This window comes from Parvularculales bacterium (genome assembly GCA_036881865.1).
In the GTDB taxonomy this organism is placed as follows: domain Bacteria; phylum Pseudomonadota; class Alphaproteobacteria; order JAPOUT01; family JBAJNM01; genus JBAJNM01.
In genome coordinates this window covers 17,947-41,485 of record JBAJNM010000014.1, presented here as the reverse complement: position 1 = coordinate 41,485, position 23,539 = coordinate 17,947, and the positions used below count along the sequence as shown (strand labels likewise).

Sequence of the window (23,539 nt, the reverse complement as noted above, 5' to 3'; positions counted from 1 at the left end):
TCTTCCAAAGCGGCTGCAAGATCCCGCGCTACAGGCTCTTCCACAGGGCCGATATACCGCCAGGTAATGTGAAATGACGCAGACTCAATCCAGCGGGCCCCCTCAACGCCGCCTTGCAGAGCTGTCAGACAGGCGGTATGGGAAGCCGGAATCTCAAGAGCGGTAAACAGGCGGCGCATTCAGGCCCCACGAACGAACCCGACCCCTTAGGGGCAGGGATTAGGCTGACGCAGATGGATCGATTCAATCTCCTTTTCTATCTCCGGCGTCAGGTTAATCTCACGGGAGCCTATGGCCGGTTTCAATTGCTTCATGGAGATCGCACCGATAATGTTGGTTGTCACAAAAGGCCGCGTTGTCACAAACCGGCTGGCCGGCTGAACTATGTAAATAGAGAGATCTGACCTTGTGAAAAAGTTCATACCTCCGGTCATAGCAAGAATGATTAAGCGTTTCCATATTTTGATCTTCGCGAATCAGTGTATAACCCTGTGTGTAACCCGGTGCATAAAAGATGTAGATAAACTTAAGCATAAGATGGGGTTAGAAATTCGTCAGCTAAATGTTGTGTATAAGTATTTTTTGAAGAGGTCGGCTTTCCGGTTGTGGGTCTATTGATTCCAACCTTAATAAATATATGATGGAATGCATGCGGCAGTATCTTGATCTCATGGATGACATTCTAAGGAATGGTGTTGACCGGAAGGACCGCACCGGCACCGGTACGCGCAGTGTGTTTGGTCGTCAGATGCGGTTTAATTTAGCTGACGGGTTCCCGTTGCTGACGACAAAAAAACTTCATGTCAGATCCATCATCCATGAATTGTTGTGGTTCCTCAAAGGCGACACAAATGTCAGATACCTGAAAGAAAACGGGGTTACCATATGGGATGAATGGGCCGATGAGGATGGCAATCTGGGCCCTGTCTACGGGCATCAATGGCGATCCTGGGGCACGGCCAACGGCGAGAGCATTGACCAGATTGAACAGGTTGTCTCCCTGATCAGGACGGATCCGCATTCCCGGCGCCTTGTTGTAAGTGCCTGGAATGTAAGTGAAATTGAAGAGATGGAGTTGCCACCTTGTCATTGCCTTTTTCAGTTTTATGTTTCTGACGGCAAACTCTCCTGCCAGCTCTATCAGCGTTCTGCAGATTTCTTTCTGGGGGTCCCCTTTAACATCGCCTCCTATGCTCTGCTCACCTCGATGATTGCGCAGGTGTGTGATCTTGCGCCGGGCGAGTTCGTTCACACATTGGGTGATACACACATCTACAGCAATCATGTTGATGAAGCGCGTAAACAGTTAAAACGTAAAACCAAGCCCTTGCCGGTGTTGTTCATGAACCCCAGCATCAGGAACATCTTTGATTTTCGCTTTGAAGACTTCCGGATTCGTTTTCCGGGCCATAACACGAAGTCCGCTCACCGACTCCTGAATGAGTGGCGCGGCCAAAAGGAATTGCCTTTTGAGTCTCCGCCGGGTGAAGAGGAGGTACGGTACGCGGATAAGCCTGTAGGGTATGCCAATAAGATTAACCCGGCCCCTCCTATCTCGGCACCAATCGCAGTCTAGGGTCTTGATGACCGGATTATGAAGACAGGGCTTCCTTCCGCCTCTGCGCAGGATTTTGAAACCTGCACCGGTGAAAGGTCATTATAAAAAAATCTGATTTCTTTACTACTTCCTCTCCCCATTATGAGGCGCTCCGTTGTCCGGGCCTTTGCCGTTAGCGGGTTTAGAGGACATTCCACTGAGCGTTTTAATGAACTGGCCGGCTTGCCTCTGATCAAGGATGAGATCCGGATTACTCAGCGGTGCGGTTATGTCTTGTCTGAGACACACTGGTCCGGAGAAAAACACTGCCCCGCTTCGGTAACCGGAAAGGTTCCGTCAGTACCGGTAGACTGCCCGCCAATGGTTGCCGCATTGGTAATATAAAGATCGCCAGGACCCTTGAGACGGGCTTTTTCTTCCGTATGGGCGTCATAATCAGGAGGACCCGTCAGGGAAGTAATTTCGGCCTTCTCAAAGGCTACCGGCAGGGCTCTGAGGAGGTTGGACGTAGTCCGCGAATCCCCGGTAGTAGTAAAGCCCCACTCTTCGCTAATTTCTATGTGCGCCCCGTGCTCATTGGTTATGACAACCGCGGGTGTCCCATCGTCGTACCGGGAGAGATTAAACCTGATTTTCATTTTCTCTCTTAAATCCCCCGGTTTACCCGACGAACGGACTTAACCCCTTAGGGGCAGGGATTAGACTGACGCAGATGGATCGATTCAATCTCCTTTTCTATCTCCTTTGTCAGGTTAATCTCATGAGAACCTACAGCCAGTTTCAATTGCTCCATCGAGGTCGCACCGATAATGTTGCTTGTCACAAAAGGCCGTGTCGTCACAAACTGATTGGCCATCTGCGAGGCATCAAGACCGTGTGTTTTGGCCAGCGCCAGATAACTGTCTATAGCCTCGGAAGTGCCCGGAGTCTCATAGCGTTGCAGGCGGTCAAACAGTGCCTTGCGGGAGCCTTCCGGCAAGGCACCATTCTGATATTTGCCGGTCAGATAGCCCTGCGCCAGAGGTGAATAGGCCAATAGCCCCACCTGTTCGCGCATGGCGATTTCCGAACCGCCCAGCTCAAACGTCCGGTTGAGAAAATTATAGGCGTTTTGAATAGATTGCACCCGCGGGCGGCCATTCACCCCGGCATGGTGCAAAAAACTCATCGTCCCCCACGGCGTCTCGTTGGAAAGTCCGATATGACGCACTTTTCCGGTTTTCACCAGATCACCCAGAACCTCCAGAATCCCGTCAATGGGGTTGCTCTCGCCTTCTACGTGCTTGTAGCCCAGTTTGCCGCCAAATAACGCCATCGGGCGGTCGGGCCAGTGCAACTGATACAGATCAATATAGTCCGTCTGCAACCGCTCAAGAGAGGCATCAACAGCCTCATTGATCTGGGCGGCGGATTGCTCCGTAGGCGAACCATCCTTGCGCAACCAGTCAAAAGGCGCACGTCCTGCAACCTTGGTCGCCAGAATAATCTTATCGCGCAGACCGGTCTTCTTGAACCAGCTTCCGATAATCCGCTCCGTCGAGCCCTGTGTCTCACGGCGCGGCGGAACGGCATACATCTCTGACGTATCAAAAAAATTAATGCCCTGCTCGACGGCATAATCCATCTGCTCATGACCGTCGGCCTCGCTGTTCTGCTCTCCCCACGTCATCGTGCCAAGGCAGATGGCACTGACCTTCAAATCCGTTCGTCCCAGCGTCCGGTATTCCATAAAATATCTCCTCTTTCAGGTTTTAATGTCAGGAAGGCGGTATCCGTTCAAGAAGTTCCTCCACATAGGGCACAATATTCTCCACGATAATTTCAACGCCCTTAGCGTTGGGATGAATCCCGTCGGGCAGGTTCAAAGAACGCTTGGCGGCAACATCTTCCAGAAAAAACGGATAAAACACCACATCGTACTCATCGGCAAGGTCCGAATAGATACCGTTAAATTTAAACATGTAAGAAATCCCCATATTAGGGGGCGCATACATACCCGTAAGCAAAACCGGTAAATTGCGGGCGCCCAGACGCGAGAGAATATCCTTCAGATTTTCTTCCGTTATTGACGGGTCCACGCCGCGCAGGGCATCATTCGCCCCCAGTTCCAGAATAACCCCGTCAGTATCCGGCGTGAGAGTCCAGTCAAGGCGGGCGCGGCCTTCCGCTGTCGTATCCCCTGACACACCACCGTTAATGATGCGCACATTATGACCTCTGGCCCGCAAAGCCGTCTCCAGTTGCCGGGTAAATCCGGACCGGGCCGGCAATCCATAACCCGCCGTAAGGCTGTCTCCGAAAGCCAGCAGGACCTTCTCCCCTGTCGCCTTCGACGGAGAATCTGCCAGCAACAAGGCCAGCACGACGCCCCCTGCCGCAAGAACCAACGTCACAAGACCTAACGTCACCAATATGTGTCGAAGCCGGTAAAAAATACCGCTAGCCATTTTCGAACGCTCCTTTTCGTGACACACTGGACTTATGAACACGACAACTTATACAAAAAACAAAGAGGACGCCATTCTTGTCGATGGCGTCCATCTTACATTGCCCAGTGCAGGTGGCGAGGTCAATATCCTGAGGGGTGTCGATTTCAGGGTAGCCCGCGGGGAGTCGGTTAGTCTGGTGGGGCCGAGCGGTTCGGGCAAAAGCACCCTGCTGATGGTGATGGCAGGGCTGGAGCGTCCGACGACGGGGAGCATTACCGTCGTGGGACAGGATATGGGCGCGCTGGACGAAGATGGTCTTGCGCGGTTACGGCGTAAATCCATCGGCATTGTTTTTCAGTCGTTTCATCTGGCTCCTACCATGACGGCGCTGGAGAATGTCGCCATCCCTCTCGAGTTTGCCGGAGAGACGGATGCCTTTGAGCAGGCACGTGCGGAGCTGGACCGTGTCGGCCTATCGCACCGGATAGAGCATTACCCGAGCCAGCTATCCGGCGGTGAACAGCAACGGGTCGCGTTGGCCCGTGCGGTTGTGGGTGATCCCGCCATTTTGATGGCCGATGAACCGACCGGTAATCTGGATGGCACAACGGGCGCACAAATCATGTCGCTCATGTTCGAATTACAGGCGGCCCGGCAGGCGACGCTTGTTCTGATTACCCACGATATGGCGCTGGCGGCCCGCTGTCAGCGCATGATTCATCTGAAAGACGGTCTAATCGAGAAAGAAACAAGACAGGGTGACTCATAAATCATGATTAACGAATTTGGCATTGCCCTGCGTCTGGCACGGCGCGAGTTACGAAGCGGGCTTTCGGGGTTCCGGATTTTTCTGGCCTGCCTGACTCTCGGTGTTGCGGCGATAGCAGCGGTGGGGTCCGTTTCATCTTCTCTGGTGGAAGGAATGGCCTCGGAAGGACAAAGTATTCTGGGTGGTGATATAGATGTACGGCTTGTCCACCGTCCGGTAGATGAGACGGAGCGGGCGTGGATTGAACAGGCCGGTTCGGTATCCGAGGTGGTGACCCTGCGGGCCATGGCGGGAACGCAGAATGAACGCACACTGGTAGAACTCAAGGCGGTGGATGATGCCTACCCTCTTTATGGAACGCTGACCCTTGACCCGCCCCTCGCCATGGACGACGCCCTGAAGCGGAACCCTGCGACGGGTCTGTGGGGAGCGGTTGCCGTTTCAACATTAGCGGACAGGCTTGGTATCGTCCCGGGCGATGTGCTGAGACTGGGGGATGCGGATGTTGAACTGCGTGCCCTGTTGATCCACGAGCCGGACCTGCTTTCGGCAGGGTTTGGCCTTGGACCCCGTTTGCTGGTGGGACAGGACGCTCTTGACGGGACAGGGCTGGTGCGGCCGGGCAGTATCGCCAACTGGCACTACCGGGTGCGGCTGCCGGAAACGCAGCAGGAAGTCGCCGACATCGCAAACTGGACAGCAGAAACGCAGGCGGCCTTTCCCGATGCCGGCTGGCGTATTCAGGACCGCTCCGACGGTGCCCCCGGCGTGCGCCGTTTTATAGAGCGTATATCGCTGTTTCTGGGACTGGTGGGGCTGACGGCACTGGTGGTGGGTGGTGTCGGTGTCGGCAATGCCGTGCGGGGCTACGTGGATGGCCGTCAGGATGTGATTGCAACGTTCAAATGTCTGGGATCTTCCGGTTCTCTGATTTTCAAGATCTATCTTCTTCAGGTGATGGCGCTGGCGATGGTCGGTATCGTCGTGGGAATAGCGCTGGGAGCCCTCACGCCGCTATTGTTGCAAACGGCGCTGGTGGGCGATCTGCCGGTGCCTGCCCGGATTACCGTATATCCGGCCCCTTTGTTTCTGGCCGCCGTTTACGGCGTTCTGGTGGCTTTCCTGTTTGCCGTATGGCCTCTGGCCCGCGCCAGAGACATTCCTCCGGCGCGGCTATTCCGTGACATTATCGAGACGCACCGCTCCTGGCCACGCTTTCACTATGTTGCCCTTGCCGCCGGTACGCTGGCGCTTCTGGTCGCTCTGGCGATCGGTTTAACCGAAGAGCGCCGGTTTGCAATATGGTTTGTGCTGGGACTCGGCGCCAGTTTCATCCTGTTGCGCCTGACCGCATGGGCGCTTATGAAACTCGCCCGCAAAGCCCCGCGCCTAAAACGCCCCTCATGGCGCATGGCCCTTGCCAACCTGCACCGGCCCGGCGCTCCTACGCCGGGAGTGGTTTTATCATTGGGCCTCGGGCTTACATTGCTGGTCACCATCGCCATGATTGACGGCAACATCATCCGGCAGGTGGAAAATGAACTGCCGGAGCGTGCACCCTCATTTTTCTTTGTCGGCCTGCAAAACTATGAATTCGACGAGTTTGAACGCCTGCTCTCCGGGGTCTCCCGTGGCGGGCCGGTAGAGGCCAGCCGGGTACCCATGTTGCGGGGACGCATTGTTTCCCTTGGCGGCACTCCCTCCGAAAACCTGACCCCGCCGCCCGATGTTGCATGGGTGCTGCGAGGCGACAGAGGCCTGACTTACGAAAGCCATCTGCCGCAAGGCTCGACACTGGTGAGAGGGTCGTGGTGGCCGGAAGATTATGACGGCCCCCCTCTCGTGTCTCTTGATGAAGAACTGGCCCGGGGCTTTGGCCTTGATATCGGAGACACGCTAACCGTCAATGTGCTGGGGCGGCGGCTGACGGCAACCATTGCCAACACCCGCCAGATCAACTGGAATGGCCTGGGTATCAATTTTGTTCTGGTGTTTTCTCCCAATTCACTGGTCGCCGCACCCCATAGTTATATGGCAAGCGTCACCATGGACCCGCAAGATGAGGAACCCTTTCAAAAACGGGTCGCAACCGCCCTTCCTCACGTCACGATTATCCGCATCAAGGAAACTCTGGAGCAGATTAATGATCTTCTGGCCAGTCTTACCTCCGCCGTGCGGGTCATCAGCAGTATCACCCTGCTGGCCGGTACTCTGGTGCTGGCAGGGGCCATGGCAGCAGGTTATTCAAAGAGACTGTACGAATCAGTCGTGCTTAAAGTTCTGGGAGCAACACGGGGCCATATCATCTGGACTCACGTTCTGGAATACAGCCTTCTGGGACTCATAACGGCCTGTATCGCAGCGCTGATCGGAACCATAGCCGCATGGGCCGTTTTGACGGAGATTATGGAAACGACGTTTGTTTTCCTGCCGGGCGTTTTGGCGGGAACGGCCTTCACCGCTAGTGTGATCACCGTGATTCTGGGACTCGTGGGAACGTGGCGGGTTTTAGGGCAAAAATCGATGCCTATCCTGCGGGCCCGCCAAGGCTAATCCCAAGGTTAATCCCAAGGTTAATCCCAAGGTCACCCCCGCACAATGGACAAAAACACACCATCAATTCTGCGACCACGGCAAGGCTAACTCAAATTATCTGTTTTCCTGCCGGTTGTTTTGGCGGGAACAGCCTTCACTGCCGGCGTGATTACCGTGATTCCGGGACTTGTGGGAGTCTTATGGGAACGTGGCGGGTTTTAGGGCAAAAATCGATGCCTATCCTGCGGGCCCGCCAAGGCTAATCCCAAGGTTAATCCCAAGGTCACCCCCGGACAATGGACAAAAGCACGCTATCAATCCTGCGGCCACACCAAGGATAATTCAAATTATCCTTACAATACAACGCATTACAGAGAATCCCACCTACTCGGTGCGTATTTTTCTCTGGCGGGGCCGCCCCCTTGCGGCAGTGCTGACCCACTCAACGCGTATTTTTCCCGTATTTTACGCCTGCCAGAATGGCGAAACTAGAACCGGCGCCACCTCCTTATTGCGTATTTTACCCGTATTTTACGCACTGGCCGTGTTTCCCCTTGAATGTTTCTACCAAAACGCCGATATTACAGGTGTAGCCCATATCTGCACGGCAGGTGGGAGTATGCTTTTACGGCAATTCACATAGAACAAGAGGAAAAACACTATGGCTGACTATAAACCACGCACACCAACACACACGGTGGCCGGTGCCCGGGCTTCTGCAAGCCCTGCCATTGATGAAGGGCTACGGGCCTATATGCTTGGCGTCTACAATCACATGGGGCTTGGCCTACTCATAACGGCATTGACCGCATGGTTTACGTTTAGTGTGAGTTTCACCGGTGCGCCGGGCGCTCTTCAGATGACAGAGATCGGTGCCGTGCTGTTCAATAGTCCTCTGAAATGGCTCGTGATCCTGGCTCCCCTCGGCATGGTTTTCTTCCTGAGTTTCCGGGTTCATAAAATGAGCTTCCCCGCCGCCCGTGGCACGTTTTATGCATACGCTGCGCTGGTGGGCCTTTCTCTCGGCATTTTGTTTGCCGTTTATACGGCGACCAGCCTTACCCAGGTATTTCTGATAACCGCCACAACGTTCGGTGCTTTGAGCCTCTATGGATACACCACAAAACGTGACCTTACCGCATGGGGATCATTTCTCTTTATGGGACTGATCGGCATTATTCTTGCCATGGTCGTGAATATCTTCATGGCCTCTCCGGCACTTCAGTTTGCCATTAACGCCATCGGCGTTTTGATTTTCGCCGGCCTTACAGCCTACGACACCCAGAAAATCAAAGAGATTTACTATGTCGGTGACAGTGCGGCAGTAGCCGGACGCAAATCCATTATGGGAGCGTTGCGGTTATATCTGGATTTCCTGAACATGTTTTTGTTCCTGTTGCAATTTTTAGGCAACAGAGAATAGGCATACGCCGGAAGCCTTTTAAGATACCAATTTAAGACTCCTACGCTCCAGCACTCTGAGAACCTGTCTCAGTTCGTGGCCGCGCCGAAGGATATGTCCGGAGGCGGCTATTATGGCATACGCGCCCTGACGGCGGGCTAGTCCGGGCCTCTTTTCCACACGGTAAAGGGGGTTTTCGCTGGTGCGCCTAAAAATGGAAAAAACGGCTAAATCTTTTTGATGGTCAAGAGCGTAATCACGCCATTCTCCGGTTGCAACTTTACGGCCATAGAGTTGCAGAATGGTATTCAGTTCCTTCCGGTCGAACACCACAACCGGCTCAGGCCGCCGAGGCTGACGCACCGAATGGAATATAACCGGCTCTTTTCCCATTACCCATCAACAATGGCAGAAGCGTGGCATACACGCAAGATGCTTAACCGGCCTCTCCTTTAACAGCCATAAAGAGATAGCAACGGACGTTGATATTTTTTCGTGACCGTCAACTCCGTACTGACAATCTCCCTTGATAAAAAAACATCAGGACAACGTATATAGTTATATAGAACCTTTTGACATCCGGCGCTTATAGTTGGAGTATTCCTCATCGGTTAGCCTATTACAGGGAAACACATGCGGGAGCAGGACGTAAAAAAACTGGACGGTCAGAGATCATGAGCGATGCGAGCAGTGAGGGTGTGCCGGTTGATTCTCATGATACTTATCAGGGAAATTATAATGAGACGTCCGGAGAGGTTTTCGGGCAATTCCCTCTTATTGACGTTCAGGGACTGACGAAACAATTCGGCTCCCTGCGGGCTGTTTCCAACATTGGCTTTACGGTAAACCGAGGCGAGATTTTGGGGCTTGTCGGCCCCAACGGAGCCGGCAAAACCACCACCATGCGTTTAATTACAGGCTACCTTACGCCGGATGCCGGGTCCGTTCACATTGCCGGACATGATGTAGCCGCCAACTCCATAGCCGCCCGTGGTTGTATTGGCTATCTGCCGGAAGGCGCGCCTGCATGGCCGGAGATGACACCTTTTCAACTGTTACGTTTTGTCGCTGCCGTACATGGAGTAGATAAACACTCTCCCAACATACAATCAGCCATTCAACATATGGGGCTTGAGTCTGTGTTACACCGCAAACTGGATACTCTCTCCAAAGGGTTTCGCCGGCGTGTATCACTGGCCATGGCCATTGTTCACAATCCGCCGGTGCTCATCATGGACGAACCTACCGACGGACTTGACCCCAACCAAAAACAAGAGGTACGAGAGTTCATTGAGACGTTAGCCGTTCACCGCGCCATCATATTGTCAACTCACGCCCTTGAAGAAGTAACGGCCCTATGCGGACGAGTCCTGATCATCAATCAGGGAGAGATTATAGCCAACGACACCCCTACAGGCTTAATGGCGCGCTCACGCTATCATCATGCAGTGACGGTAACGGTTGAACGCACGGCAGCCTCTACTCTTCGTAATTTGCTGGATGATATTGACGGCATTTTAGAGATTGAAGAAACCACCCATAGCGATGATAGTCAATTCACCATCCTGCCAGCAGGAGAGGCCAGCACTTCCATTTATCTGATGGCGCGCATAAGCCGACTTATGGACCAGCACGGTTTGTCGGCCCGCGCTCTTTACCGGGAGCAGGGTCGTCTTGATGAAGTCTTTCAGAGTTTAACCAAACGCCCGGATGCCTCTGATACTCCTCCCGCATTGCAAGACACCGGCGTATCATGAGAGCCTTTGCAGCAATTTTCCGCCGTGAGTTCAGGGCTTATTTCACAACGCCTCTGGCTCTCGTGTTTATCGTGATTTTTCTGGTCAGCATAGGGGCTAGCACATTTTATCTGGGCGGATTTCTGGAAAGCGGCATGGTATCGCCTGCCCCATTCTTTGTTTTTCACCCCTGGCTTTATCTGTTTTTCGCACCCGCTATCGCCATGCGCCTATGGGCGGAAGAACGGCGCACGGGCGTTATCGAATTACTTTTTACGTTACCGGTTCCCTTGTGGAGTGCCGTTTTGGGTAAGTTTTTTGCCGCATGGCTGTTCCTCAGCCTGACTTTAGCCTTCACCTTTCCATTCTGGATTACCCTCAACGTTCTGGGGAACCCCGACAATGGCGTTGTGCTAGCCGGTTATCTGGGCAGCTTGTTGATGGCCGGAGGATATCTTGCCATCAGCGCGTGCATGTCGGCCTTAACCCGCAATCAACCGGTCGCTTTTATTACCGGTGTTATTGTATGTTTTGCTTTCATGGTTAGTAGCCTACCTGTCGTGCTGGATCTGTTTCAGGGCTGGGCTCCGCAAATCATTCTGACAACCATTGCTTCCTTTAGTCTGCTCACCCATTTTGACGATATTTCCAAAGGTGTGATTGACGCGCGGGACATCGTGTTTTTTGTGTCCCTGATTGTCGTATGGCTGGCAGGCTCCATGGTTGTGCTGAATATGAAACGGACGAGTGTGTAATGTCCCGTCCCGTGTTGCGCACTGCCCTTTCTATTGTAGCGCTGGTTTTTCTGGCGGTGTTGTTTTTGACAGTCAATGTTCTGGCCAATGCTACCTTGCGGGGGGTGAGACTGGACCTCACAGAAAGCCGCCTGTTTACGCTGAGCGAGGGAACTATTGAAATTCTCACCCATCTGGATGAGCCTGTCAGTTTAACGCTGTATTTTTCTGAAAAGCAGGCCACAGGGTATCCCTCCCTTCATGCGTGGGGGCTTCAGGTGCGGGATATGCTGGAGGAAATGGCATTGGTCTCCAATGGCAAATTACAGCTGGAAATTGTTGACCCCGACCCTTTTGGCCCCCGTGAGGACGAAGCAATCAGTTACGGGTTGCGGGGAACACCCACCATTGAAAACAATGTGATATGGCTTGGTCTTACCGGAACAAATCTGCTGGATAATGTCGAAATTATACCGTTTTTTTCCGAAGAGCGTGCCCGCTGGCTTGAGTATGACCTAACGCGGTTGCTGGTTAATCTTACCCGTCCGGAAAAACCGGTACTCGGCATTGTCACAAATTTACCTCTGGATACAGGTGCCGGTGGCCTGCCCGCCGCCCTGCGCGGTAATGCGCAACCCTTTCTCATTTACGAAGAACTGATTGACAGGTTTCAAATCGAGTTTCTTGAGCAAGATTTTAGCACCGTGCCCCCTTCCATTGATGTGTTGATGCTGGCTCACCCCAAACCTCTCTCCGATAAAACTCTCTATGCGATTGACCAGTTTGCGCTGGGTGGAGGCCGCATTGCCGTTTTTGTTGACCCTCACTCCGAAGTAAGCCTGACGGCCGGCCCTGACGGAAAACCCATTCAGGGCTATACGGAATCTTCTGATTTGCCCAAGCTTCTTTACCATTGGGGGGTTATCTTTGAAGGATCCGAGGTTGCTACCGACAGACAACGTGCCATGGAGGTCGCTACCGGCTCGAGTGCACGGCAACACATCAGTGATTATATTTTATGGCTCAGCCTTACCGATGGAAATATGGCGCAAAACGACCCCGTTACGGCGGATATCAACAGACTTAATCTGGGTATTGCCGGACACCTCCGGCCCCGTCCCGAAAGTTCAACCCGCTATAGCCCCCTTGTATTCACAACGAAAGACTCCATGGTTATGGATGTGAACACCGTCAAACAAGGCTTGCGCCCTGAATCCCTGTTAAGCCGATTTACGCCATCGGGAGAGGCTCTTGTTCTGGCCGCCCGCCTTGAGGGAGCTTTAACATCCGCGTTTCCAGAGGGATTGCCGGAGAGTGATATGTCCGCTCATCGTGAGTACACCCTCAGCGATGCCAATATCATTATAGTGGCCGATTCTGACCTGTTTGATGATCGATTCTGGGCAGAATCTCCGCGGTTTCCCGGTGACAGGCTGGTGGTTCCCTTTGCCGATAATGCAAGATTCGTTTTGGGTGTTCTCGAAAATCTTGCCGGTGCACAAGAACTACTCTCTTTGCGTGGACGCAATGATGCGGCCCGTCCTTTTGTCCTATTTGATCAGCTCCGCAGACAAGCCGGGCAACGCCTTATAGAGCAAGAGCAAACCCTTCAAGAAAGAGTAGATCAACTCTCACAACAATTAGCCCAGCTAGAAAGACAGATAGCGCAAGGCAGTACAACAAATAACGACGAGTGGACAAGTATAGACCACCTGCAAGAAGAACTGGCTTCCAGCCGGCGTGCTCTTCGCATGACCCGCCACAGTCTTAATCTCAACATTGAGCGATGGTCAAATATGTTGCGATTTGCCAACATTGTTCTTATTCCCCTCGGATTGCTTCTCATTACCTTGCTCGGCACTCTTGTTGGCCGTATGAGACAGTCTCCATGAAGGTCCAATTTTCATGAAGGCTATTGTGCGCCTGACTTTATTGTTGTTGGTGCTTACCGTTATCGTAACCTTGGGTGCCTGGTGGGCGCTGAATGAGCGTGGTCAATTCCTCAACACGGAACAAGGAAGTACAGATCTCTTGTTGCCGGGTTTTTCCGAAAATTTAAGTCTGGCCAGCAAAGTAACTCTTACCTTTGGACAAGGTATACGGGGAACACGGAATATAACCCTTAAAGCCGATGAGGCCGGCACATGGCGGGTTGAGGAGCGTCTTGGATATCCGGCAGATGGGGGCTTAGTGCAGCACCTCTTGCTGGGGCTGGCAAGAACCAAAATTATAGCCCCCCGCACGGCAGATCCTGAACGGCATAAGGCGTTGGGGCTGGGTGCGCCGGAAGATTTTGGCACAGGCGCCCGGGTGCGCATTGACGGTGAGGGGCAAATTGACGGGCAGACGGATACGTTAGCCTCTGTGCTTGTGGGCAATGTGCAAACCAATAGCGGTGGCGCCCGGCGTTATATGCGTCGCACAGGAGAAAACCAGAGTTATCTGGTGACCAGCACTCTGCCCGTTGTGAGTAAAGTTGTGGATTGGCTAGACCCCGCCTTCGTTGCCCTACCTCCGGAACGGGTAGAGACTATTGTGATCGCTGACTCCGAGGGTACTCAATACCGGCTTGTGCGAGAGAAAATATCCGGTGACTATAATCTTGATTATTCCGGGGAGGAACAGCCCACCACCCGACGCACTCTCCTGAATGAACCTGCGCGCATTATATCCCGTTTACGTTTTGATGATGTTTTACCAAGCGAGGCTATTAATTTTGAGACCGCATGGCAGGCGGTTTTTTACACGGATGACGGCCTGATTGTCACCCTAACCATGACGGGGGCAGGCAATGCGGTCTGGACTACCCTATCGGCACAGGCCTCCCCTGATGCACCGGACTCCGTGCGCGATGAAGCGCACACCATTAATAACAGACTTTCCAAATGGGCCTATAAACTACCGTTTGAACAGGCCGCCGTTTTAACCCAGCCTCTCAGCGCCCTGATCGTATCACCATCCCCTGCCTCGTAGGCTTAAAAATTTAGGGCTAATAAGATTTCCGGGCTTCCGAAGCACCAGCGCTCCCGCAATGGGGCCAGCGCCTTCTTGTTGAAGGATAATCGCATAACCTGCATCCTTATCAATCAGAAAAGACTTATCGCTCACAGGAATATGTACCGTTCCACCCTGCCAACTGCCAAGATGATGCATGTCTTCTACAACATGAGCATAGCGCATGATTCTACCGGCATTTTCACCCCGCCGAATGGTAACAGGGTCCGGATTATGATAACGCACCATCCATATATGACATACCGGAGTCGTCTCTGAAGCCCCCGCAGGTTTGGTATTTTCGTTTTCTTCTACAACAATAATTCTATCTCCGCCCTGATAATCTGTAATAGAAAGAGAGGCCGGTTTAGGACGTCTTTTTTCTTGCTCAATGGCTCTCAATACGCCCCTGCGGTGACTACCAACCGACTGGCTGTTGCCGTTAACAACCACCTGAGGCGTATAAACCCGATTATGACCAAAAATATTGCGATTATAATCCCGCTGACGTTTGGTATAGGCGGGTCTGGCGTGTGTATCTTTCCAACCCAGATAATCCCAGTAATCCACGTGCAGGGAGAGAACAAGAACGTCATCCCGGTTGGTTAATTCTTCGGCGATCGCATCGGCAGGCGGGCAGGAAGAACATCCCTGACTGGTAAATAATTCCACAACCACCGGTGCAGTCCCCGATGAATTCTCCGGCCCACCCCAAGCGGATAAAGAGGCCATCAGAGTGCCGGCAAACACAAAAAGCCACCATGCCCTAAGCATTCAAACCATCACTTCCCGTTTTAACGAATAGATAATTATGACGAGGACGACGCCAGAGCATAATAAGTAAAAAAACCGGCGATAGAAAGAGAGCGCTCTCTTTTAAGCGGCCAAGCGGCGCAAAACGTAAGATAAAATACCTCCGTTTTTATAATATTCCATCTCATCACCTGTATCAATACGACACAATAGGTTAAGAGTCTGTTTCTTACCGCCGGACGCAAACAGGACAGCACTCACGCTCCCGCCGGGTTTTAGCCCGCTTTCAAGTCCCTGAATGGAAATGATCTCAGATCCGTCCATCCCCAATTCCCTCCATGTCACACCCGCTTCAAATTGAAGCGGCACAACCCCCATGCCAATCAAATTGGAGCGATGGATACGTTCAAAGGAGCTGGCAATAACCGCCCTCACCCCCAGAAGGCGGGTTCCCTTAGCGGCCCAATCCCGACTTGAGCCGGTTCCATACTCTTTACCGGCAATCACTACCAACGGTACATTTTGTGCGGTGTATTTCATGGCGGCATCATAGATGGGCATCACCTTACCACCCGGCCAGTGTTTGGTAACACCACCTTCTATACCGGGGGTCATCTGGTTTTTTATACGAATGTTAGCGAAAGTACCGCGCATCATGACCTCGTGGTTGCCGCGTCTGGAACCATAAGAATTAAAATCTACGGGCTTTACACCATGAGAGGTAAGCCAATCGCCCGCCGGACTATCTTTGCGGATAGACCCTGCAGGACTAATGTGGTCTGTGGTAATACTGTCGCCAAACAAGCCTAAAATGCGAGCGTTCCGTATATCTTCCACCGGCGAAGGCTCAGGCGTTAGCCCCTCAAAGAAAGGCGGCTTATGTACATAAGTGGACGAATTGCTCCATTTATAAACTTCATCCTTAGGCGCTTTAATGCGCCGCCAGTTGGTATCTCCCTTAAAAACGTCACTATAACGAGAGCGAAACATGGCAGGCGTAATACAGCGTCGCAAGGTACCAGAAATATCCTGTCCCGTGGGCCAAATGTCGCGCAAATAAACCGGTGTGCCGTTTTTGTCATGCCCCAGAGGTTCACGGGCCAGGTCGCACCTAACAGAGCCCGCAATAGCATAGGCTACCACCAGCATGGGCGAGGCCAGATAGTTAGCGCGCACGTCCGCATTAACGCGGCCTTCAAAATTGCGATTGCCTGACAAAACGGCGGCGGCCACAAGATCGTTCTTATTGATAGTCCCGGATATATCCGGTGATAGCGGACCCGAATTTCCAATACACGTTGTGCATCCATAGCCCACCAGATTAAAGCCCAGCTTATTCAGCGCATTTTGCACACCGGCTTTTTTCAGATAGTCGGTCACAACCTGCGAACCGGGCGCAAGAGATGTCTTGACCCACGGCTTAACGGATAATCCTTTTTTGACGGCATTTTGCGCCAACAGTCCGGCCCCCAGCATAACGCTGGGGTTGGAGGTATTAGTGCACGATGTAATCGCGGCAATTACAATATCACCGTGACCGAGAGTGAAATTATGATTGGCAACCGGATGGCGCTTTGTAGCACTACCTGTGTCTGTAACGCCGAAGCCGGTTTTAAGTTCGCTCCTGAAACTGCCAGCCATCTTATTCAGGCCGATGCGGTCCTGCGGACGGCGGGGGCCTGCCAATGAAGGAATAACAGTACCAAGGTCAAGGGTTAGGGTATCCGTAAACACCGGATCCGGCGTGCGTGCCGTGCGGAACATGCCCTGAGTGCGGGCGTATTTTTCTACCATCGCAATCTGAGAGGGTTTGCGCCCTGTTGCTTTCATGTATTTCAAAGTTTCCCTATCAATAGGGAAAAATCCGCATGTAGCACCATATTCCGGAGCCATATTAGCAATGGTCGCACGGTCTTCTAATGCCAAATTATCCAGCCCTGTTCCATAAAACTCTACGAATTTGCCCACCACACCTTTTTTGCGCAACATTTCCGTGACCGTCAGCACCATATCCGTTGCCGTAACGCCCTCTTGCAGGCGACCGGTCAGGCGCAACCCAATCACCTCCGGTATCAACATAGAAATCGGTTGCCCCAACATGGCAGCCTCGGCTTCAATACCCCCCACGCCCCAGCCCAATACAGCAAGGCCGTTGACCATGGTGGTATGGCTATCGGTCCCCACCAGTGTATCGGGATAGGCCGTAGAGTTTTGGCCCGCCCATACAGATTGTGACAGATATTCCAGATTCACCTGATGACAGATGCCCGTACCGGGAGGTACCACCCGGAAATTATCAAAAGCCTCCGACCCCCACCGTAAAAACTCATAACGCTCGTTGTTGCGCTCATATTCCACAGCGACATTTTGCTTAAACGCTGACGCATTGGCGAAATGATCTACGATGACAGAATGGTCAATGACCAAATCCACCGGTGTTTGAGGGTTTATTCGGTCGGGCTCTCCACCGATATTCCGGATGGCATCCCGCATGGCGGCCAAATCCACAACGGCAGGCACACCAGTGAAATCCTGCATTAATACCCGCGCCGGACGAAAAGCAATCTCCCGTGTGCTCTTACGCCGCTTCAACCAGTTTTTGACAGCTTTTATATCAGCAGATTTAACAGTGCCTCCATCCTCATGACGCAACAGATTTTCCAGCAGAATCTTGAGAGAAAATGGCAGGCGGCTTATACCTTCCAAGCCGTTTTTTTCTGCCGCCCTGAGGCTATAGTATTTCCATTGACGCGCTCCAACCTTAAAGGCCCGCCGTGATTTGAAACTATCCGGATGAGAGGGGGTTTTCGGTTTGCTCTTCACCATCATTTTTTCCCTTTGTTTTGCACCTTATTTTTACTCTTTGTGTTTCACCCCTGTTGCAGAACACTCTACCATGTCTCACTATAGTTAGAAAGGTCACCACGACCCCCGGAGAAAATATTTTGTCTTTTTTGCGTAAGAAGAAAGAGACGGCAAAGCAATGCAACCATCACTAAAGTTGCCTTCCGTAAGCCTTGTGGCAGAAGGTCTGGCATGCGAGCGAGGTGGGCGGCGGATATTTTCTGACGTAGCATTCACCCTCTCTTCCGGCGATGCGCTGGTGATACGAGGGGGCAACGGAAGCGGCAAGACCAGCCTATTGCGAATTTTAGCGGGTTTGGCTACGGCGGCCTCTGGCCGTATAACTCTTGAGGAAGGCGGTTTCTCCCCTCTTCACCGAGGTGGATGTCTTCATTATGTGGGGCATCGGGATGGGTTGAAGGCATCTCTGAGCGCTCAGGAGAATTTGTCGTTTTGGGCGACATTTCTGGGCGGAAACAAACACACTGCCAAAACAGTCACATCAGCACTGGCGGCTTTTGGCTTGCCGTATGTGTTGCCAGTACCTGTCGCTCATTTGTCAGCCGGAGAGCGGCGGCGTATAGCCCTGGCGCGATTGTTGACGGTGCAACGGCCTGTGTGGTTGCTGGATGAGCCCACCACCGGTCTTGATAGTCCTTCCCGTACCAAACTGGCAGACATCATAAACCGCCATCGTGCAGAGGGGGGGCTTCTGGTGATGACAACTCATGATGCCTACACCCCTGACGAAGCCATCACGCTCAAGCTTGGGTGAGCCACGGGAAGCGCATCATGATAAGAGTAATGGCAGCCTTGATATGCCGTGACATAAAAATTGCCTGGCGCACGGGGGGTGGCGTCATGGCGTTAGCGTTTTTTGCTCTTGTTGCGGTGTTGTTACCTCTCGGGTTAGGGGCTGAAGGCAGATACGTAACGACACTGGTCCCGGGGCTGTTATGGATTATAATGTTGCTGGCCTGTCTATTTTCTCTGGATAATTTATTTCGGGGTGACGAAGAAGATGGTTCTCTGGATATCATCCGGATCTCTCCTCTACTTCGTGAGTGGCCACTTTCCCTTGAGGGGACCGTTCTGGCCAAATGTCTGGCCCACTGGTTGATGACCGGTGCCATCCTCACTTTTGCCGCTCCTATCGTGGGCCTGATGCTGGGCGTTGATATAGCCGTATTGCCCGCTTTATTTTTGACGATGCTTATAGGAACCCCTGCCCTTAGCTTAACGGGAGCGGTGGGGGCTTGTCTAACTCTTGAGTTGCGTCATGCAGGATTGCTTATGCCGCTTCTTTTGTTGCCCCTTCAAACGCCGGTGCTTATTTTTGGAGCAGGCGCCTTGAGCATTTTTGTGTCCGGCGACGCTATGGGACAAGAATCTGCCACACTTTTTATTCGCCCTCTTTTGTTTCTGGCTTCTTTTTCTCTGGCAGCTTTAGTGCTGGCGCCTCTTGTAGCGGCGGCGGCCTTGCGGGGACGCTCTTGAATATCATAAAAACAAAGAGGCTTCTGACTTGCATTTGTAAACTATCACCAGTAAGGGACTCTCATGCTAGCCTATGCTAATCCGGCCCGTTTTATGACCCTCGCCACAATTCTACAACCGTGGGTAGGAACCGCTACAGTCGTGCTCCTAACTACCGGGCTTTATCTGGCGTTGTTTGTTGCTCCGCCAGATTATCAACAAGGAGAAGCCGTACGCCTGATGTTTGTGCACGTGCCTTCCGCCTGGATGGCAATGGGTGTTTATCTGTTTATAGGCATGATGAGTGCCGTATCTTTCGTATTCAAGCGACCCCTTGCCGATGTAGCCGCCCGCGCTGCAGCCCCCATAGGTGCTTGTTTTACTTTTCTCGCCCTTGCAACCGGTTCTTTGTGGGGCAAGCCCATGTGGGGAGCATGGTGGGTGTGGGATGCACGGCTGACTTCCGTGTTGTTGTTATTTTTTCTTTATCTGGGCTATATAGCTTTGTGGCGTACAATAGATAACCCTCTATTGGCCTCCAGAGCGGCGGCCATTCTCGCCATGGTAGGCGTTCTTAACCTGCCTATCATTCACTATTCCGTCGAGTGGTGGAACACCCTTCATCAACCCGCCAGCGTATTGCGCGCTGAAGGGCCCGCTATTCATTCCAGCCTTTTAATTCCTCTGCTTGTTATGGCACTGGCCTTTGCCAGTTTTTTTGTTTCCGTTTTAATCATGCGCATGAGAAGCGAGATTATGCAGCGCCGACTTCATACTCTGCTAACAACCTACGCCAACCGACCAACACAGGAGTACACCCCATGATGGACTGGCTCGCCATGGGTGGTTATGGCTTTTTTGTGTGGGGAGGGTTTGTTCTCTCAGCTGTTGTGCTAGGCGGACTTACCATCGCCAGTGTTTATGATTTACGCCACCAAAAAACTCTGCTCGAGACTCTTGAGGCTGACCAACAACGCACTCCCAAAGCCTAACTTCCTATGTTATTAAACCGCACTATTTTCTGGCGTTTTGCGCCATTTGTTTTGTTTATTCTACTAGGTGGATTTTTGCTGGCAGCTTTGTTTAGTGAGGAGGATATTTTTTCACCAAGCCACGAGACAGTACGATATGCCCCATCATTTGATTTGCCACCTCTGGAAGGCCTTGACCGTGGGGGGTTTTCTGATGCAGATCTCAAAACAGGCCGGTTAAGCCTTGTTAATGTCTGGGCTTCCTGGTGCGCCCCCTGCCGGGCAGAACATCCCCTGCTTAAAGAGTTGGCCCAGCGGCAAGACATTCAACTGTTAGGCCTTAACTATAAAGATGATCCGGCCAATGCCCGCCGATTTTTGAGTCAACTGGGTAATCCTTTTGCGCACGTCGGTAGCGACATCAACGGCTATACAGCACTGGATTGGGGTATTTATGGCATTCCCGAAACATTTATTGTAGATGGTACCGGACGTATCATTGTGCGACACAAGGGTCCCCTGACCCCTAGCGTTATAACGCAGCTCATAACCCCTGCTCTTGACCGGGCCACCCGCAAAGCCGAACTAATCCCCCTGCCATAATTAAAGAGGGGCTTATATACTTAAGTAACAATCTGTTTTTATCCAATTAAATAGAGGACATCATAAGGGGTCTGCCGGGAGAGAATTGAGGCCCGTGACAAGTAGGGTTTTACGCCCTTGCATAGGGCGGCGATTGAGAGCAAGACACCAGCAGTGGTGGAACTCTTGCTAGCTCATGGGGCCGATGGAAGAGCGCAAGATAAAAAAGGAAAAATACCTTTTGACTATGCTGAGGACAACGAGGCCCTCAAGAATACAAAAGCCTACTGGCTGCTCAACGAGGCGCAATACCGTTAGAAATGGTGTTTTTTTGGCTCAGATAGATGTAAAATAGATTGTTACTTAAGTGTACAATTCCCATAAAAAAACCATAGTTCTATAACTCTTTGGCCAGCGCTACCCCAGACTACAGGCTGAAGCGTCTTTCCCACGGAACTGCGTTACTTTGCTCTTCTTCCTGCAACAAACTGTCCGGCAGGCGCTTTAAGGTTTCCAAAAGCTGGGTAAGGTTTTGAGGAGAAATATGGGCCGTAAGAGTGCGCTCTACGGCTTCGGCGGCAGGGGCCGCTCTCTCCAAAAGGCGCCGCCCAGAAGCCGATAACCGTACCGCCGTTAGCCGTCCATCGCGCTTCAAGCGGCGGCGTACTACAAGACCCCGTGTAAGCAACCGGCTTATCATGTCTCCCAGAGTGCTACTGTCAATGCCGGTCTGGGAAACAAGGTCTGACTGAGTCAACCCCTCTTCTTTCCGGATAGACAGCAATACAATGAACTGGCGAGGTGTTAACCCTGACTCACTTAAAGAATGCGCTAACTGCCCTTCAACATGTTGCCGAGCGCGATATAAAAGATGGCATAGAGATGTTTCGAGATTAAAGTCGCATGACAACACCGATTGTTCGGTATCGTTACTTCTATCACTCATATCATCCATGGGCGTAACACTTTTAGAAAAATCAACGTTCTGTTAAGACGTATTTAACAATGATTCCATCACGCTTTATATTATAATTTTATGAGTAACACAAACGCTCCAAACAAACTTGAAGATATTGCACAGTCTTTTATAGACCAAGCCGGTCATTGCGCTGCGTTGGGGTCTTCACTGATGCCGGTTCTGTTAGAAGCCGCCGCCCGTGACATTAAAGACGGAGGTATTGCAGCCTCTTTGATGGCAGAATGGGAGGGACATCCTGTCATGGGCGCATTGCCTCTTCGCTTTTCGGGAGCGTTGCATCATTTAGTTTTGACGGGTCACGGTGGAGAACTTAACCTTTTTTATCCCACGGCTCCTGATGGGAGTTATAAAGGTAACTCCGGTGACGCTGATATTCTGTGGCCTGCCGTATGTAACGTTATAAAAGAGCAGGAAGAAACCGTACGGGCATTTTTGAGCCATCCTCCACAAACCAATGAGGTGCGTCGTTCGGCAGTTTTACTGGGGGGTTTTTTAAAAATTGCAGAGGCATATTCCCTACCCTTGCAATTGTTTGAAATTGGAGCCAGTGCGGGATTAAATCTCAACTGGGATAAGTTTTTTTATTCAATAAATCACGAAGATGGCACGAAAGTTTCGTGGGGGGATGAGACAAATCCTTTAACTCTACCGATTGACTGGCACGGCCCCCTACCACCGCTGGATGCACCATTGCACATTGCCGGGAGGTACGGTTGTGATGTAAAACCCGTTGACCTGTCAGATGATGAGACCGTTCGGCATCTTGAAGCTTTTATCTGGCCGGATCAACCAGACCGTCTGGTGCGCTTAAGGAATGCTATATCCATAGCACGCACCAATGATACTCACGTTGAAGAAGCAGACGCTACGTCGTGGGTGGCCCAAATGGTATCACCTGAGAAACCAAGTAAGGTACGTGTTTTGTATCATTCTATTATGTGGTCTTACTTGCCGGAAACCTCACAAAATGCTATCCGGAATGCACTTGAGGAAGCGGGGAGCCGCGCCGACAAAAACACACCTCTTGCGTGGTTACGCATGGAGCATCCCGGTCCAGATCTTAACAAACCTCCAGAACTCACCCTTACTCTATGGCCGGAGAGACAGACTCAGCGGCTTGCCGTAGCACATCCTCATGGTGCATCCTTAAGGTGGTTTTCCTCGCCAAGAGGTGCTGTGGCATGACGCTGAATTAACCCTGCCTGAGCAATCATAAAGGCAAAGGTAAGCGGCATAATACCGAACAGTTTAAAACTGATCCAAAAATCCGTTGAGAAAGTACGCCAGACAATCTCGTTTGCACCTGCAAGAAATAGAAAAAACCACGCCCACCGCACAGTAAGAAACCGCCATCCCTCATCATCAAGAGGTATGAAACTGCCCATCAGGGTCTTGAGCAAGGGATGACCTCTTGCCAGCCCGCCAAACAAAATAACAGCAAACAAAACATTGACGATGGTAGGTTTGAGCTTAATAAACAACTCATCCTGCAAAGCAAGGGTCAAACCACCAAAAACAAGAATGAACCCTCCACTCACTATGGGCATGACGGGCATACGGCCCATCACAAGCCATGCGCCAGGTAAGGCGATAGCAGTAGCCGCCATAAAAGCACCGGTCGCATAAAAAATATTATCGTCTGTCGGCGTTCCCAGAACAGCGCTCGCCTGAGCGTTTGCGAAAAAAAACACTACGAGCGGACCAATCTCAAATACAAGGCGAAGCAGAGGTTTCATGAATTTCTCTTCTCACAATCTTACAAGCATCAAACAAGTGA

General features: G+C 51.9%; 23 protein-coding genes and 1 pseudogene. 15 read left to right on the top strand and 9 right to left on the bottom strand.

From position 1 onward, the window contains the following. Positions 1 to 206 precede the first annotated feature (206 nt). Positions 207 to 422, bottom strand: coding sequence for a hypothetical protein (locus V6Z81_04985; protein ID MEG9861842.1), 216 nt, complete (start codon positions 420 to 422; stop codon positions 207 to 209). A 227-nt stretch (positions 423 to 649) separates the two neighbouring features. Between V6Z81_04985 and V6Z81_04980 the strand changes: the two are divergent. Further along, positions 650 to 1,396 (top strand): annotated as a pseudogene (locus tag V6Z81_04980) (thymidylate synthase). A 428-nt stretch (positions 1,397 to 1,824) separates the two neighbouring features. On the opposite strand, the gene V6Z81_04975 reads toward V6Z81_04980, so the two are convergent. The 3 genes from V6Z81_04975 to V6Z81_04965 are packed head-to-tail and all read right to left on the bottom strand — an operon-like array spanning position 1,825 to position 4,005. Next, the gene (locus tag V6Z81_04975; GenBank protein ID MEG9861841.1) at positions 1,825 to 2,196 is read right to left on the bottom strand and encodes a hypothetical protein; all 372 of its coding nucleotides are present in this window, start codon (positions 2,194 to 2,196) and stop codon (positions 1,825 to 1,827) included. A 47-nt stretch (positions 2,197 to 2,243) separates the two neighbouring features. Continuing rightward, positions 2,244 to 3,287 (bottom strand): aldo/keto reductase, encoded by a 1,044-nt coding sequence (locus tag V6Z81_04970; GenBank protein ID MEG9861840.1) that lies wholly within the window; start codon positions 3,285 to 3,287, stop codon positions 2,244 to 2,246. 28 nt (positions 3,288 to 3,315) lie between these two features. Then, entirely contained in the window at positions 3,316 to 4,005 is a 690-nt protein-coding gene (locus V6Z81_04965) for an arylesterase (GenBank protein ID MEG9861839.1), read from the bottom strand. 34 nt (positions 4,006 to 4,039) lie between these two features. Between V6Z81_04965 and V6Z81_04960 the strand changes: the two genes are divergently transcribed. From V6Z81_04960 to V6Z81_04950, 3 genes are all read left to right on the top strand, one after another. Continuing rightward, positions 4,040 to 4,756: an ABC transporter ATP-binding protein gene (locus V6Z81_04960; protein MEG9861838.1), complete on the top strand. Its 717-nt coding sequence runs from the start codon at positions 4,040 to 4,042 to the stop codon at positions 4,754 to 4,756. A 3-nt stretch (positions 4,757 to 4,759) separates the two neighbouring features. Then, a complete protein-coding gene (locus tag V6Z81_04955) occupies positions 4,760 to 7,309 on the top strand; it encodes an FtsX-like permease family protein (GenBank protein ID MEG9861837.1) in 2,550 nt (849 codons plus the stop codon). 643 nt (positions 7,310 to 7,952) lie between these two features. Next, the gene (locus V6Z81_04950; protein ID MEG9861836.1) at positions 7,953 to 8,714 is read left to right on the top strand and encodes a Bax inhibitor-1/YccA family protein; all 762 of its coding nucleotides are present in this window, start codon (positions 7,953 to 7,955) and stop codon (positions 8,712 to 8,714) included. An 18-nt stretch (positions 8,715 to 8,732) separates the two neighbouring features. On the opposite strand, the gene V6Z81_04945 is transcribed toward V6Z81_04950, so the two are convergent. After that, positions 8,733 to 9,086 (bottom strand): DUF2794 domain-containing protein, encoded by a 354-nt coding sequence (locus V6Z81_04945; protein ID MEG9861835.1) that lies wholly within the window; start codon positions 9,084 to 9,086, stop codon positions 8,733 to 8,735. 281 nt (positions 9,087 to 9,367) lie between these two features. Between V6Z81_04945 and V6Z81_04940 the strand changes: the two genes are divergently transcribed. The 4 genes from V6Z81_04940 to V6Z81_04925 are packed head-to-tail and all read left to right on the top strand — an operon-like array spanning position 9,368 to position 14,136. Beyond that, the gene (locus V6Z81_04940; GenBank protein MEG9861834.1) at positions 9,368 to 10,450 is read left to right on the top strand and encodes an ABC transporter ATP-binding protein; all 1,083 of its coding nucleotides are present in this window, start codon (positions 9,368 to 9,370) and stop codon (positions 10,448 to 10,450) included. Continuing rightward, positions 10,447 to 11,184, top strand: coding sequence for an ABC transporter permease (locus V6Z81_04935; protein MEG9861833.1), 738 nt, complete (start codon positions 10,447 to 10,449; stop codon positions 11,182 to 11,184). The genes V6Z81_04940 and V6Z81_04935 overlap by 4 nt, the downstream gene beginning before the upstream one ends. After that, positions 11,133 to 13,055: a Gldg family protein gene (locus V6Z81_04930; protein MEG9861832.1), complete on the top strand. Its 1,923-nt coding sequence runs from the start codon at positions 11,133 to 11,135 to the stop codon at positions 13,053 to 13,055. Before V6Z81_04935 ends, V6Z81_04930 begins: the two co-directional genes overlap by 52 nt. Before the next feature lie 13 nt (positions 13,056 to 13,068). Beyond that, complete coding sequence (locus V6Z81_04925) at positions 13,069 to 14,136, top strand: DUF4340 domain-containing protein (protein ID MEG9861831.1); 1,068 nt, start codon at positions 13,069 to 13,071, stop codon at positions 14,134 to 14,136. On the opposite strand, the gene V6Z81_04920 is transcribed toward V6Z81_04925, so the two are convergent. Then, the gene (locus tag V6Z81_04920; GenBank protein MEG9861830.1) at positions 14,116 to 14,931 is read right to left on the bottom strand and encodes a DUF1223 domain-containing protein; all 816 of its coding nucleotides are present in this window, start codon (positions 14,929 to 14,931) and stop codon (positions 14,116 to 14,118) included. The two genes, V6Z81_04925 and V6Z81_04920, sit on opposite strands and share 21 nt — an antisense overlap. Before the next feature lie 102 nt (positions 14,932 to 15,033). Continuing rightward, positions 15,034 to 17,739 (bottom strand): aconitate hydratase AcnA, encoded by a 2,706-nt coding sequence (acnA, locus tag V6Z81_04915; GenBank protein ID MEG9861829.1) that lies wholly within the window; start codon positions 17,737 to 17,739, stop codon positions 15,034 to 15,036. A gap of 154 nt (positions 17,740 to 17,893) precedes the next feature. On the opposite strand from acnA, the gene ccmA reads away from it, so the two are divergent. The 6 genes from ccmA (at position 17,894) to V6Z81_04885 (ending at position 21,101) form a co-directional block, all read left to right on the top strand. Continuing rightward, positions 17,894 to 18,529: a heme ABC exporter ATP-binding protein CcmA gene (gene ccmA, locus V6Z81_04910; GenBank protein ID MEG9861828.1), complete on the top strand. Its 636-nt coding sequence runs from the start codon at positions 17,894 to 17,896 to the stop codon at positions 18,527 to 18,529. Positions 18,530 to 18,558: 29 nt separating this feature from the next. Next, positions 18,559 to 19,251: a heme exporter protein CcmB gene (gene ccmB / locus V6Z81_04905; GenBank protein ID MEG9861827.1), complete on the top strand. Its 693-nt coding sequence runs from the start codon at positions 18,559 to 18,561 to the stop codon at positions 19,249 to 19,251. A 63-nt stretch (positions 19,252 to 19,314) separates the two neighbouring features. Then, positions 19,315 to 20,055, top strand: coding sequence for a heme ABC transporter permease (locus tag V6Z81_04900; protein ID MEG9861826.1), 741 nt, complete (start codon positions 19,315 to 19,317; stop codon positions 20,053 to 20,055). Continuing rightward, positions 20,052 to 20,222: a heme exporter protein CcmD gene (gene ccmD / locus V6Z81_04895; protein MEG9861825.1), complete on the top strand. Its 171-nt coding sequence runs from the start codon at positions 20,052 to 20,054 to the stop codon at positions 20,220 to 20,222. Before V6Z81_04900 ends, ccmD begins: the two co-directional genes overlap by 4 nt. Before the next feature lie 6 nt (positions 20,223 to 20,228). After that, positions 20,229 to 20,804, top strand: coding sequence for a DsbE family thiol:disulfide interchange protein (locus V6Z81_04890; GenBank protein ID MEG9861824.1), 576 nt, complete (start codon positions 20,229 to 20,231; stop codon positions 20,802 to 20,804). Between the two features lie 117 nt (positions 20,805 to 20,921). Then, positions 20,922 to 21,101: a hypothetical protein gene (locus tag V6Z81_04885; GenBank protein ID MEG9861823.1), complete on the top strand. Its 180-nt coding sequence runs from the start codon at positions 20,922 to 20,924 to the stop codon at positions 21,099 to 21,101. 109 nt (positions 21,102 to 21,210) lie between these two features. Here the strand turns inward: V6Z81_04885 and V6Z81_04880 are convergent, their stop codons facing one another. Then, on the bottom strand, positions 21,211 to 21,738 hold the full coding sequence (locus V6Z81_04880) for a MarR family transcriptional regulator (GenBank protein ID MEG9861822.1): 528 nt from the start codon (positions 21,736 to 21,738) through the stop codon (positions 21,211 to 21,213). 81 nt (positions 21,739 to 21,819) lie between these two features. Here V6Z81_04880 and V6Z81_04875 point away from each other — a divergent pair, with 81 nt between their 5' ends. Beyond that, positions 21,820 to 22,947: a DUF2332 domain-containing protein gene (locus tag V6Z81_04875; GenBank protein MEG9861821.1), complete on the top strand. Its 1,128-nt coding sequence runs from the start codon at positions 21,820 to 21,822 to the stop codon at positions 22,945 to 22,947. Here the strand turns inward: V6Z81_04875 and V6Z81_04870 are convergent. Continuing rightward, complete coding sequence (locus tag V6Z81_04870; protein ID MEG9861820.1) at positions 22,896 to 23,498, bottom strand: septation protein A; 603 nt, start codon at positions 23,496 to 23,498, stop codon at positions 22,896 to 22,898. The genes V6Z81_04875 and V6Z81_04870 overlap by 52 nt on opposite strands. Positions 23,499 to 23,539: the final 41 nt, after the last annotated feature.

What these genes read in the sequence shown, in the direction of transcription:
- V6Z81_04985 (MEG9861842.1), bottom strand. Translation starts at nt 422, where the DNA reads ATGAACTTTTTCACAAGGTCAGATCTCTCTATTTACATAGTTCAGCCG.
- V6Z81_04975 (MEG9861841.1), bottom strand. Translation starts at nt 2,196, where the DNA reads ATGAAAATCAGGTTTAATCTCTCCCGGTACGACGATGGGACACCCGCG.
- V6Z81_04970 (MEG9861840.1), bottom strand. Translation starts at nt 3,287, where the DNA reads ATGGAATACCGGACGCTGGGACGAACGGATTTGAAGGTCAGTGCCATC.
- V6Z81_04965 (MEG9861839.1), bottom strand. Translation starts at nt 4,005, where the DNA reads ATGGCTAGCGGTATTTTTTACCGGCTTCGACACATATTGGTGACGTTA.
- V6Z81_04960 (MEG9861838.1), top strand. Translation starts at nt 4,040, where the DNA reads ATGAACACGACAACTTATACAAAAAACAAAGAGGACGCCATTCTTGTC.
- V6Z81_04955 (MEG9861837.1), top strand. Translation starts at nt 4,760, where the DNA reads ATGATTAACGAATTTGGCATTGCCCTGCGTCTGGCACGGCGCGAGTTA.
- V6Z81_04950 (MEG9861836.1), top strand. Translation starts at nt 7,953, where the DNA reads ATGGCTGACTATAAACCACGCACACCAACACACACGGTGGCCGGTGCC.
- V6Z81_04945 (MEG9861835.1), bottom strand. Translation starts at nt 9,086, where the DNA reads ATGGGAAAAGAGCCGGTTATATTCCATTCGGTGCGTCAGCCTCGGCGG.
- V6Z81_04940 (MEG9861834.1), top strand. Translation starts at nt 9,368, where the DNA reads ATGAGCGATGCGAGCAGTGAGGGTGTGCCGGTTGATTCTCATGATACT.
- V6Z81_04935 (MEG9861833.1), top strand. Translation starts at nt 10,447, where the DNA reads ATGAGAGCCTTTGCAGCAATTTTCCGCCGTGAGTTCAGGGCTTATTTC.
- V6Z81_04930 (MEG9861832.1), top strand. Translation starts at nt 11,133, where the DNA reads ATGGCTGGCAGGCTCCATGGTTGTGCTGAATATGAAACGGACGAGTGT.
- V6Z81_04925 (MEG9861831.1), top strand. Translation starts at nt 13,069, where the DNA reads ATGAAGGCTATTGTGCGCCTGACTTTATTGTTGTTGGTGCTTACCGTT.
- V6Z81_04920 (MEG9861830.1), bottom strand. Translation starts at nt 14,931, where the DNA reads ATGCTTAGGGCATGGTGGCTTTTTGTGTTTGCCGGCACTCTGATGGCC.
- acnA (MEG9861829.1), bottom strand. Translation starts at nt 17,739, where the DNA reads ATGATGGTGAAGAGCAAACCGAAAACCCCCTCTCATCCGGATAGTTTC.
- ccmA (MEG9861828.1), top strand. Translation starts at nt 17,894, where the DNA reads ATGCAACCATCACTAAAGTTGCCTTCCGTAAGCCTTGTGGCAGAAGGT.
- ccmB (MEG9861827.1), top strand. Translation starts at nt 18,559, where the DNA reads ATGGCAGCCTTGATATGCCGTGACATAAAAATTGCCTGGCGCACGGGG.
- V6Z81_04900 (MEG9861826.1), top strand. Translation starts at nt 19,315, where the DNA reads ATGCTAGCCTATGCTAATCCGGCCCGTTTTATGACCCTCGCCACAATT.
- ccmD (MEG9861825.1), top strand. Translation starts at nt 20,052, where the DNA reads ATGATGGACTGGCTCGCCATGGGTGGTTATGGCTTTTTTGTGTGGGGA.
- V6Z81_04890 (MEG9861824.1), top strand. Translation starts at nt 20,229, where the DNA reads ATGTTATTAAACCGCACTATTTTCTGGCGTTTTGCGCCATTTGTTTTG.
- V6Z81_04880 (MEG9861822.1), bottom strand. Translation starts at nt 21,738, where the DNA reads ATGGATGATATGAGTGATAGAAGTAACGATACCGAACAATCGGTGTTG.
- V6Z81_04875 (MEG9861821.1), top strand. Translation starts at nt 21,820, where the DNA reads ATGAGTAACACAAACGCTCCAAACAAACTTGAAGATATTGCACAGTCT.
- V6Z81_04870 (MEG9861820.1), bottom strand. Translation starts at nt 23,498, where the DNA reads ATGAAACCTCTGCTTCGCCTTGTATTTGAGATTGGTCCGCTCGTAGTG.